Below are 12,233 nucleotides of genomic sequence, written 5' to 3' on the forward strand. Positions count from 1 at the left end.
GAGGGACACGATGGTATTTACAGTCAGTGAAGCAAGTGCCGAGAAAATCGAACGGGATATTTCTGAACTTTATCGAGCACTTGCCCGAATACTCAATCAGGACATTCCTGAAATTCCTAAGCCACAACCTGTGTTACCTTCCATTGAAATGCAGGCGGAGTTGGAAGAGGAGTCATTTATTGATGGAGAAGTACTCCCCGAATTGAACGTGTTGATGGGCACTGAGCAGGCACAGCTGATCGGCAGGGAACCTGATTTGCTGCGTGGAGTTGACCCAATCGCCATAGAAGGGAACGATCCACCTTTATTGCAAGCCTCAGAAGCAGCAGAGGTTCGACTTCAAATTGGCAACACATTAATTGCTCGTCCGCTCCTCGCCATCCCTGAAGCGTTGGAAGCAGCGCCTCCAGAAAAGATTGCAGCTTTGCGTGCAGCAGTTGAGCGTCCGGTGTTACCTCAACAGGCATCTGTTGTAGAGGTGGTAGATGGTGAAATTTTAGATGTCGAAGTCAATGGTGTGCAGCAATTTCATCAAACTGAACAAGGAGTGATTGCAGCGAATTCACTGTATCCAGTCCTAGTGGAGCAAAATGCAGTTGCGGTCGCCAATGGGCAGCGACAGATTCAACTCCAACAGCTTCAAGACCTCGCTAATTATCTGCTGGAGTCTTACGCTGCACCATCGGACAGTGGCTCTCGAATGATGAGCCTTGAGATTGATGAGGAGCGCAACCCAATTTATGGAACATCCCCTCACCTCATGCTTGGCTCGTCAGATGAAGGGCTATGGATACTCAAGCTTCCAGATGAGAATAATCCTGATCTCCAAAACGAAGAAGTGGTGATTGCCGCCAAACTGTCTGGTCAACTTAAAGAAGACCTGTTGGGGCAACCAGAATTCAAGCCCCTTTTGACAAATCAAGCTTATGGCGTTCTGCAACGCGAACTAGGACGGCAGGTAGAGGCTCAATTTGCTGTTCAAGCCCGGTTAGTGGATGCAGCTAATGTCTTTGCTCAACCTGACGCAGAAGTAACTGTCCGAACTGCTTACTACAATCTGCAAATTAGTTCGGATGCTGAGGATGTTACCGAAATCGGTTGCATTTCTTCTGAAAACCAGGAGGTTCTTAAGCCTGTTCTGACCCGCCAAACCGATGGCAGTTATGTCTCTTTAGCTGAAGATTTAGAACCGATCGCCTACGGGCTAGAACAACAAGCGGCTGCAATATTACAGGTTGAGCAGTTTGGGCAGTGGAATGCTCAACAAACGATGTCGGTAGAGCAATACTACCGCGCCATGCCCAATCAACTGCTGGAGCAAGCCTCTGAAGATATCTGCGGAATCAGGATGCCTCTGGCTTCTGTTGGAGCAGGACTGGATCGAGAAACACTCATCGCAACCATTTTTGACCATCAAGGGGCTGAGTTAAAAGAGCGTAGTCTGGTTGCGGCTCAAGCGATCGCGGATTACCTTGACCCACAAGCCCAGCAAGACTTGCTAAAGATTTATTCGGGTGCTGTGCGCTATGAGCTGTACCGTCCCTATCAAGGCTCAACAGAATTGGAAGGTATCTGTGCTTACGTCAAAGATACAGCACAGCCATTGATTTCGATTGCAGGTGTAGAAGATGGTCCAACACTCCCAACTCAACTAGAAGGGTTAAGCAATCTGGCAGCAGACCTGGGGCAGATTGCAGTCGAACCTCAAATGGTCTTGCGACCCATTGGGGAAGTCGAAACGGTTACAGGAAAAGAGCTTGGAGACTTAGAATATCTACATGGAGCAGTGGTGGCAGAGTCCCCCGTTGTGTTAGTGCAGGTCGATGACCAGGGACGACCAATCGTCACCGCTCCTGTTGTGGCGCATGTGGAAGCCACTGAAGACGAAGTTGAGACAGACGTTAAAGACCGCGAAATGGACTTGGCTCTCCCCTTAATCGAGCCATCCAGTGTCGTTTGGGAGAATCTAACGGCGATTGCAGACTACCTGGAATGCAATCCGGATGTTGCGATCGCCCAAGAAAGTAGCAGCGGTTTAACCGCGAGTTTTGATGCAAATAATTTGTTGAAGTTGCAAACGCCGGAGGGACGAATACTGATTGTTGGTTTGGCAAGCGAGGTGCAAACTGACTTTACTGAATCAGACTTTCAAGCCGTTGCAACCTTAACTCAAAAGACCACTTTGGCAATGGCTGCTGATGTTGATGTTGAGGAGCAGTTTGACTATGAAATGGAGTGTGAATAATGCATAATCCGTTGATTCCTGCGAGTTGGCAACAGCCGTGGCAGGACTTTTACGACACCTTTAAGGCGGCAACTACGGAAACGAAATTAACCCCTCTTGAGGTTGAGAGAACGACTGGTGACAGTGGCAACAACTCTCACCTGAATCAGGCTCTTGGTCAACTGTGTCCTGCAATTCTAGTTCCTGCTTCTTGGGGCTTATCTTCAGAAGCTCTTGTGGCTTTAAGCGAGAATCCGGGCTGGATTGAACGACTGATTGAAGAAAACCGTAAGCCGCCACTGCCACCCAAATACACCCCCCAGGTGATCGAGATCTGGTTTGATGAGATCTTATTTATCCGCTGGATAAACGGGCTAATCGGTTATCTGCGTTCATGCCCTAAAACGTATCAGCCTCCTTTGATGGAAATCTACTTTGATGAGCAGCTTGCTCTGGCATTAGTACAGGGAGAGGTTGTTGTAAATCGAGCTACTGCGATGGTTCGTGTGGACGAGGTTCTCGGACGTTTAGCTGCATAAGTCTGCGAGGGATTTTACGATGTCAACTTCTTCAGTTAACCAACTTATTGATGCGATTGCTGAAAGGTCAGGGGTTGATCCAGAGGCGATGGATCTCAAGATTCGATTTGGTAAAAATGGGCGCACAATTTTCGGTCAGATGGCATCCGGTGAACAACGCGATGAACTAACCGAAGACCGGATTGATTTAATTTCAGCAGTTATCAAAGAGGCACCCAGTCAGAGGGGTGAACTCAACGATTACGCCCAGAAAAATCCGCAACTAGAAATTCGCTCTGGGGACAACATCTTATTTCGTCAAGAACGAGATGGGGTTGTTTCTACGAATGCGCTTTGGCAACCAGAGACAGAGGTTGGCCTGGATAATTCCTGGAGTACTCAGATTGCCGCTATTCCCGCAATCGTTTCTGAGCCTGAAGGCTTGTCTATCACCACTCCACAAGAGGCGGCGCAAGCCATTATTTCTATGGCTGATGAGTTGATGAATCCGTTGGGTGATCCATCCTTAACAGAACCTGTTGTGATGGTTGGCGACTATGCATTGGTGGCGCAAGGTAACAATCTTGCTGTGATGCTGAATGAATCGCCTGTTGCTTATCGTATGGGAACCGAAGCGATCGCAGTAGCAGGAACTTCTCCAGCGATCGCGCAAGCGTTTTCTCAATGGGTAGCTGAGCCACCTCTTAGCCAGCCAATCGCCACGGAGTTTTACCACGATTCTGCTCAAGAACCCCATTTTGCCCAGGTGCTGACGATTGACTTACCTCCTGCATTGGTGGTTGCATCGCAGCAAATCGCCCAACTTCCAGAATCTGACAGCAAAGCTTTTTTCCAATCCGTTGTTGAAGACTTGGCTGTTCATTCGCAGAGGGCAGTACAGGCGGTGAAGGATGGATTGGAGAGTGAAACGTTTCAGACGGTGAAGCAAACAGTTCTAGAGGGGGCGAAAAAGACTTTCAAAGCGGTTCAAGAAGAACTTGGGAGTGAGCGGGTTCAAACTCTCAAACAACAGGCTCAAAGCTCGTTACAAGCAGGAGGGACGAAAGCCTTAGAAGTAGGTGGACGCGGGCTGGAGAAGGCAGGGCAATGGCTTGCCTCTCGACCTGCTGCCATTCGGACTCACCAGGCTGCAAAAGCGGCATTAGAAGTCTTCAATCAAGGTTTTGAGCGTACCCAGGAACGGCAGTATGAACACCACGACTTCCGTGTCGCTTTTGAGGGGCGAAACACTTATCGGCTGAGTGATAGAGAAACAGGTCAAGACCTGCTGCGGTTCAAAGTGGAGAGCGTTTTCTATCAGAAAGACCCCAAAATCACGGTTTTGGAGCAGCCGGACACACTCTCCCGTGAACAGAGTCAAGCTTTGTCTTTGATGCGGCAGGATGCTGAAAATGTCCGGGGGTCCGAACGGGGAGAACAACACCATGCCCAGAAGAGTGAGCAGTTTGCGATCGCGGCTAGATCTGTTGCCCAATACAACGAGACGAATCACTATCAAGACCATCATTACTCCGTTGAGATTGGCTCAAATTCGCTCGTGGTGATGGCTGTTGATGGTCGGGGTGAACTTTATCATCAGCAGGGTGATCAGATTGAATCGCGACTCGAAACACAAGATTTTGAGCGTGCCAGCAAGGTGATGCAAATGCTTCAACAGGTCGCTCAAGCCCAGGAAACGAATCGCGACTTTGAACTGAATTAAAAGGAGTCCTCTCTTGCCTGAATCAAACGGATTGTCTAGTAGCTGGTGTGATGCGTGGAGTGCCCTTGCTCTTGCTTTTAACGATGAGATCCACCCACACAGCGATAACAGTTCTATAAAAAATGCCCCTCTCCCAGTAGCCGACTATGACTCTGATGATGCTTCTTTAGTTCTGCGAGAAGAAGACCCGGATATTGAGTTACGCCTAGACCAAATGTTTGAACCCAGTACAAAATTCTAAACCCTTTACCAGTTAACGGTTTGCTTCAACCATGCCTGACATTGACCGTGAAGCCCTGATCGAATCATTTCAGAGTCATCTAATTCAAGGAAAGAGCTACGCCCGGATTAAGGAAGCACGGGCGCAGGCTGAGGCTGTTTTGGGAACAGCCATTCCATCCGGTAGTCCCCTCACAAAAGGTGTGGATGAGGCAATGGAAGCGGCGGTTGTGCGATCGGCACGGGAAATGATTAGGCAGTCTCAAACCATCCATGAAGCGTTTGATCGACTGGTTGATTTGCTAGAGCGTCAACCAACGTTAGGGGTTCGTTCTTCCACATCCGTCCGCCAGCAAGCTTACAGTACCCCCATCCCGATCGCATTTTTGGCAGCATCTCTAGCAGGTATCACGGCAGAGACAACCGTGTACGAGCCAACAGCAGGACATGCGGCACTTCTGCTTACGGCAAATCCCCATCGAGCAGTCCTCAATGAGTTGAACCCAGACCGGGTAACTGACCTGAGATTGCAGGGGTATACCGTCACTGAACATGACGCAGCTATTTACTTACCTGCTGAACAGGTGGATGTGATGTTAGCCAACCCTCCATTTGGGTCGGTGAAGGAGAATGGGCAGACAAAAGAATGGTGGGTGTGGGGCGGACCTGCAACTCCGCAGTATGTCACAACCCAGATTGACCAGACGATTGCCCTTAAGGCACTTCAGGCAATGAAAGATGATGGACGCTCTGTTCTCATCCTCAGCGCGCCAATGGGGAATAAAACTGGAAATCAAGCTGATGCTATCGCCAGCTATAACTCGCGGCAAAATGCTCCTTTCTACAAAAGCCTGTACGACAACTACAACGTCACCCAGCATTTCTGTATTGCAGGAAGCCTCTACTCTAAACAGGGAACAACCTTCCCGATCGACGTGATTGTAATTGAGGGTAGAGGCAAATCTGCTCGACCTTACCCTGCTGCTGAATTACCCACTGTTTACCGTTCCTTCTCTGATCTCAAGGAGTTGCTACCCGATGGCGATTTATCTCCCGTCCACCTCGAAATTCTGGACTCCACCGACCGAGGACTCGCTGATTCTGCAATTGACAGCAGTGCTCATACCGCAGAAAGTGACCGAAATCCAGAGCTACAAACAATACCTGGAACTCCTGAGCGATCGTCTGGACTGGCTGATTCGCGAGACGTTGGAACAGAAGAATTTGAGCGAGCAGAAGCTATATCAGCAGATCCTCAATACGCTCAGTCAGGGCGAGATGTACCAATTGGTGATGCCAGAAATGGACGAATCGACGTTGGTATGGGCAGAAGCTCTGACGACGAGCAATACGGAACTCCAGGAGGCGATGCTGTTCTTGCGTCCCTCGGACTGGAGGGAAGGAGTGACACTATTCGACTTTCCGGTTCAACCGACGACCGGGAATGGACTGGAAATGGTTCAAACCTTGATTCAAGAGACATCGCTGGAGGAGTGGTTGAACCGGATGATCACCGTTTGCCGCAACCTGTAGCCGCTACTACCACTTCATTGGAAACAGCCATCATGGATAACGACATCAAGCAAGTTCCCTACCAACCGCAGAGTCAAGCACCCTATGCTGGAACATTGGTGCCGACGAATCTGCAAACTGCCGTCAAGGACTCGCTGATCCGCTTGGAGCAGAAAGTAGGTTCAATTGACACCTTTGTTGATTACAAGGTGAATCTGGGCACAACTCGGATTCAGCCCTTTGCCGAACAAATCGACAGTGTTGCTCTGGCGATCGACAACCTAGAGCAGGGTGAAGCCTTTATTCTGGGAGATCAGACCGGAATTGGTAAAGGTCTGCAACTGGCGGAAATTGCCAAGGCTCAACTCAGTGGCACCTTGAATCTGCCATCTTCTCAGGATGTCAATACGTTGGTGTTCGTCACCTATGACGCAAAGCTCTACACGGACTTCCTGCGTGACCTGAATGATGTGGGCATCGAAACGATTAAGCCCCTGGTGACGAACTCTGACTTTACGTTGAACCTGCCAGATGGCACCAAGAGCAAAACAGGGGGAAGTAAAGAGCAGAAAGCCTTGCTAGAACGACTGGCAGTGCAGCAAGATCTCGGTGACTACAATATCGTTTTCACGACTTATTCTCAGTTGCAGACTGTTAAAGGTCAAGAAACCGCACGACGAGATTTCTTGAGATCGATTGCCCCTCAAAGCTTGTTCATTTTTGATGAAAGCCACAACGCCGGAGGGACATCAAATGATACGGCTCAGTCGGGTCCTCAAAACCGTGCCGATTTTGTGCGATCGCTGGTACAACAGGCGGGTGGAGTTGTGTTCTCCTCTGCCACCTATGCCAAAAATCCTTACACGATGACCCTGTATGCATCTCGCACGGGGATGCGCCATGCTGTTGAAGACCAGTTCAGTTTCAGCGATATTGTCCAATCCGGTGGCGTTCCACTCCAGCAAATGCTGGCGGCAAAACTGGCGGAGTCGGGTCAATACCTGCGGCGAGAACGCTCCTTTGAAGGCGTTGAATTTTCAGCCAAAGTGGTTGAGGTAGATAAAGAAATCGCCCAGAATATGGCGACGGTCATGAGTTCCATCATGGAGTTTGACCGTGCCAAGAAAGTTTCTGTTAAGCAAATAGATAAAGACCTGAAGAAAGAAGCTAAACAGGTTGTTTCAGATGGCTCAACGGGTGCGGCTGGAGCCAGCAGTACCAATTTCACCTCCATCATGCATAACGTCATTGGGCAGACGTTGTTAGCCCTGAAAGCCGAGGAGACGGTGCAGGACACGTTGGCAATTTTGCGAAATAACCAAAAACCTGTCATCACCCTCTACAACACGATGGGCAGTACGATCGGGCGTGCGGCTGAGGAACAAGACCTCAAACCTGGTGATCCAATTGATCTGAGTGCTGGAGACTTACTGCTTCGGTATCTGGAACGATCACGGGATGTGATTGAAAAAGATGCCTTTGGCGATCGCACTCGCCGCCAACTAACGGATGAAGAGTTAAATCCTCTCGCACTGCATCTGTATGAGGAGACCAAAGAACTGATTCAAGAAACCGACTGGAGCGGGATTCCAGTTTCTCCGATTGACTATATCCGTCATCGCCTGGAGCAAGAAGGCTACCGGACGGGCGAAATCACTGGACGCGACGATCGGATTGAATATGGTTCCGATGGACTGCAAACGTATCAAACCCGCTCTAGCAAAGAACGGGGTACGACAGCCGCGATTCAGAATGTGGCGGCTTTCAATGCTGGAGAGATGGATGTCATTATCCTGAACCGCTCTGGTTCAACGGGTATTAGCCTTCATGCGTCTGAGCGATTTGCCGATCAGCGTTCCCGCCATATGCTGATTTGCCAGCCGGACTTGGACATCAACCAGTTTATGCAGACCCTAGGGCGCATTCACCGGACAGGTCAGGTAGAGCTGCCGAGTTTCAGTCTGGTTATGGGTGATATTGCGGCTGAAAAACGTCCTGCTGCGGTATTGCTCAAAAAGATGGCATCCCTCAATGCCAATACAACCGCCGCACGAGATAGCAGCTTTAGCCTGGGTGAAGTGGTAGATTTCCTGAATGAGTATGGCGATCAGGTAGCCGTTGAAGTGATGGCAAACCATCCAGACCTGCACGCCAAGTTAGGCTACCCCATCTCCGGGCTGACAGAGGACTCTGATCTGAATACGATCGACACAGAAGGGGCGATCGCCAAAGTCACTGGACGCATTCCCCTGCTACCGCTGCCCCAACAGGAACAGGTCTATGGGCTAATTGAGCGGGAATATCTGGAACTGCTGGAACGAGAACAAGCGATGGGCACCAGTTCTCTGGAGGCAGAAACCGTCGATTTACAGGCAAAAACTCTTGCTCGCATGGAAGTCATGCCTGCTAAAGAAGGTGTTGACAGCCCATTTGCCGAGCCAGCTTTCCTGGAGATTGTTGAGGCTAAATCACCCCGGAAGCCATTAACGGCGCTGGAAGTAACCAATTTGGTTCGGCAAGAACTGGGACTACTAACCGTTGAAACCTTGGAGCAACACGATGAAAGTTTGATTGATGAACGGGCACAGCAGCAGACTCAGCAAACGATTCAAAATTTGCGAGAACGCACCCAAGTTTATCGAGAGCGGACACTGGAACGGCTAACTCAATCGTTTGTCGGTGGACAGGAAAATGCTGAAAACGAAGGCAGTGAAACCGAAGCGAACGATAAGCTAACCTTCAAAATCACCCAATTAAACGATAAACTCAACCGACAAGCTCGAACCGTCGAGCAGTGGTTAGAGCAGTTTCCAGTGGGTCAGTCCGTCTGTTTGACGGGAAATCGAGATGGTGACTTTCACTATGGCGTTGTGCAAAACGTCATTGATCGCTCCAGTGAAGAAGGAAATCCAGTTGCTCCCTCGATGTGGCGACTTCAAATCCAGGTGGCAGATGCGACTCAGCAACTCATCGTTCCGTTCTCCAAAATCAATACGGAATCAATCACTGGAGTCAGCTTGAGACAAGAGGTGCTGGACTGGCGGGGCAATGAGATTATTAACAAGTTTGACGAAAAGCAGCAAGAGGTTTGCGAACAACGCCAAATTTTCACAGGCAACGTCATTCGGGCAGCGGAGCAGTTTACAGGCAAGCTGATTAACTACACCACTGAGGACGGTGAGATCCACCAGGGGATGCTGATGGCGCGGAACTTCAAGATTGAAGAGGCGCTGGAAGAACAGCCTGTCATCATGACCACACCGGAATCCTGTCAGCGATTTTTGGAGGTAACAGAGAGCAAAGGGACTCTGAAATCGGTAGACCAGAGGCTATCGGTGATGGGGCTTCGAGATGGCAATCTAGCTCTCATGACTGACGCGAGTAAGCAGAAAGGGGGAGATTACTTCCTCGATGAGGGGTTGATTGCTGTCGCTGGAGCGGAATTTACTTCTCTAGGAGAGAGAATGCGTTTGGTAGTTGAGGCTGACAAGGTTGAGGCGGTTTTGACCTATCTCTACGAGTCTCACGGCAAACTCAGGGCGTTCACCCATCAAGATAAGGCGCGGGAATTGATGGGGTTGGATCTGCCTACAATGGAAACCGTTGAACCGCCAGTGCTGGGGTCGGAGATACCGACCCCAGAATCCTCAACAGTTCCAATCCAAGCCGAACTGCCCATGGTCTCATCCGTAGAAGAGGCAAGTCCGGGTGGGGATTCTTCACCAAATGGAGATGCCATTGCCTCCAGTGAAATTGCAACGGCTACGATCTCAACTGCCTTGGGCGATCTCACTGTGCGGGTGTTTGAGGCTCCTGATGATTATTTGCGATTGGAGTTTGAGGGAGCAACGGCAAATTGGATGGAATATCCTGCTCAAACGCGAATTGATCATGTCATGCAGTCTGATGTAGCTGTCATGGCAAATGGTTTACAGGATATAGCCAATTACGCTCAGTTTGCTGTGCAGCAAGTGCATCAAGACTTTGTGCAGCACTTAGATACAGAAGTTCAGCGAATTGCCCCAGCATTGCGTCGATGGTTGCAGCAGAACGAGGTTGGTGATTCAGAAATTGCCGCTGCCTTTATGGAGCATTACCCGGAGCGCGATCGCATAGGGCTAACTCCTGAATTTATGCAATTAGCGATTCAAACAGTGGTGCAGAGTGAATTGGAGCGCTCAGACCAAACCCACTCGCAAGAGGGGCTAGGTCAATCGCCTCAATCGGAAGCCACTGTTGAAGACGCAATGGAAACCTCTCGAATTTTGCCCTCCAAGGATCAATTTGGTCGAGCAGAGAAAACCATTGCGAAATTTCTCGATCAAGCAGGACTTGCGGATGTCATCTTCAACGTACCAGAGCCAGAGCGAGACTTTCATCTCCGAATTGAGAATGAGCCATACCTCCCACTGGTCATTGAACGGCATGACAATCTTCTCTATTGCACCTACTATCGGCAAGACGATTTTGATTTGGTTCATGACGGCGAAATTGTGTTTCATCTTTCTGATACTGGGCATCTGAAACTTTGTGAAACAGCGGTTCAAAATCCTTTCACAGGCGGTGAGTCACGCGGACTGGATAAAGGCTTTGGAGCCATGTTTGCCCGAAATATTCTGGATCAAGGATTTGCAGAAGCGGCACAACAAGCGTGGGCAGCGAGGCAGACAACACAGACCATGCCAGCCGTTGAAAGAATTGAGTCAGGTATGGTGGAAGCTACTACACAAACTGTGCATGACGGTGTAGAACTTTGTGAGGGGCAACTGACTCAAAACTTTGACGTTGAAATTTCTTCAGCGCAAGCAAGAGAGACTGAATTGGGGAGGGGACAAGAGATCCTTCAAATTGCAGAACGTGCCTACGCCTATGGGGAAGCCATAGACAAACTTCAATTGGATGCGAATGATGAGTTCTGGACAGTTTTCAGTCAGAATTACGACATCAGCTACAATCCCCTGAGCGATAACTTCTTCGTGGTTGGCAAAGATGGGAGTGAGATGACGGCTCAAAGCATTGGGGGAGTTCTCGACCCCGATTGCACGGGCAACATTTTGGAGGCAGATTTGCAAGCGTTTCGGGCGACGGCGGCGGCATTGGATCAGGCAAATTATCAAACTCAGCGATCGCCTGCGGAAACAGTTGCGATCGCCCAAGCCAAACAAGAACAATCTGTCAGTCAATCAGAGCTACTTGCATCAGTTTCACCGATTGCTGCTGTTAACGCTATGCCTGATTCTGTGGCTCAACCCAATTCTCCTGCCTCGATGGTTCCGACAACCGAGCAACCGGAGCAATCTCAACGACAGGTTAGTGTTGAGGATGTCCGAAACTGGTATCGCCAAGCGCGAGATGTCGGGCGTTCAGATCGTCATTTGAGCAAAATTGAACAAATTGGCAAGGCTTTTGTGCAGGCGCAACCACTGGGCGATCGCGACCTGAAGGCAATGGATCAGGACAGATCTGCTTGGCGTGAGCAGACATTAGTGATTGCCCATCACGCCAGCACCATCCTGGAAGCTGGGGGAGAACCGGTAGAAACTAGGAAAGGAATTGGCTATATCGGCAGTACCTACACGGTTTACGCTGAACAAAATACGGTTTATGCTTTTGCGAAAGGGCGTGGAGTTCAGCCATCGGAGGCAGATCGTCAGAATCTTCCCTCAGAAATTCTAAAGTCGGGTCGGGGAATGATTTTGAAGGTAGAGCAGGGTGAACCAGATGTGAAAGCAAGCAGAGTGACAACGGCAGACGCTCACCGATTTGAAATGGTTGCCAATCGCCTGCAACGACAATCTCAACGACAAGAAAAAGACGTTGAACGACTACATGCGGTGGGGTTCGATCGATGACTTCGTGACACTCTCCCTCTTCAACACAGTACAGATAATACTTTTGCTAGAACTTCTTAAACTACTCAAATGGGATATTGTGCCCCCTTCTCTCGCCACATAGACACAATCAGGACTTACGCAGGGAGAGGATAAGGCAAAATAAGACAGTCCTTAAAACTAGAGGCATGAGTTTTACTAAACTT

The 12,233-nt window shown here is 49.6% G+C and carries 5 protein-coding genes; all 5 read left to right on the forward strand.

Features of this window, described 5'->3' with window-relative positions; genetic code table 11:
* The first annotated feature begins 10 nt into the window (after positions 1-10).
* Genes AB3R30_RS20900 through AB3R30_RS20920 form a run of 5 tightly spaced genes read left to right on the forward strand, consistent with a single transcriptional unit; the run spans position 11 to position 12,048 of the window.
* Entirely contained in the window at positions 11-2,245 is a 2,235-nt protein-coding gene (locus AB3R30_RS20900; protein ID WP_458651141.1) for a hypothetical protein, read from the forward strand.
* Positions 2,245-2,763, forward strand: coding sequence for a hypothetical protein (locus AB3R30_RS20905; protein WP_458651142.1), 519 nt, complete (start codon positions 2,245-2,247; stop codon positions 2,761-2,763). The genes AB3R30_RS20900 and AB3R30_RS20905 overlap by 1 nt, the downstream gene beginning before the upstream one ends.
* A gap of 19 nt (positions 2,764-2,782) precedes the next feature.
* Complete coding sequence (locus tag AB3R30_RS20910; RefSeq protein WP_458651143.1) at positions 2,783-4,465, forward strand: hypothetical protein; 1,683 nt, start codon at positions 2,783-2,785, stop codon at positions 4,463-4,465.
* Between the two features lie 13 nt (positions 4,466-4,478).
* Positions 4,479-4,706 carry a hypothetical protein gene (locus AB3R30_RS20915; protein WP_458651144.1) on the forward strand — a complete coding sequence of 76 codons (228 nt, stop codon included), beginning with the start codon at positions 4,479-4,481 and terminating at the stop codon, positions 4,704-4,706.
* A 31-nt stretch (positions 4,707-4,737) separates the two neighbouring features.
* Complete coding sequence (locus AB3R30_RS20920; RefSeq protein WP_458651145.1) at positions 4,738-12,048, forward strand: strawberry notch C-terminal domain-containing protein; 7,311 nt, start codon at positions 4,738-4,740, stop codon at positions 12,046-12,048.
* Positions 12,049-12,233: the final 185 nt, after the last annotated feature.

Source organism: Sivoneniella epilithica UHCC 1019 (genome assembly GCF_040830845.1).
GTDB lineage: Bacteria > Cyanobacteriota > Cyanobacteriia > Leptolyngbyales > Leptolyngbyaceae > ULC077BIN1.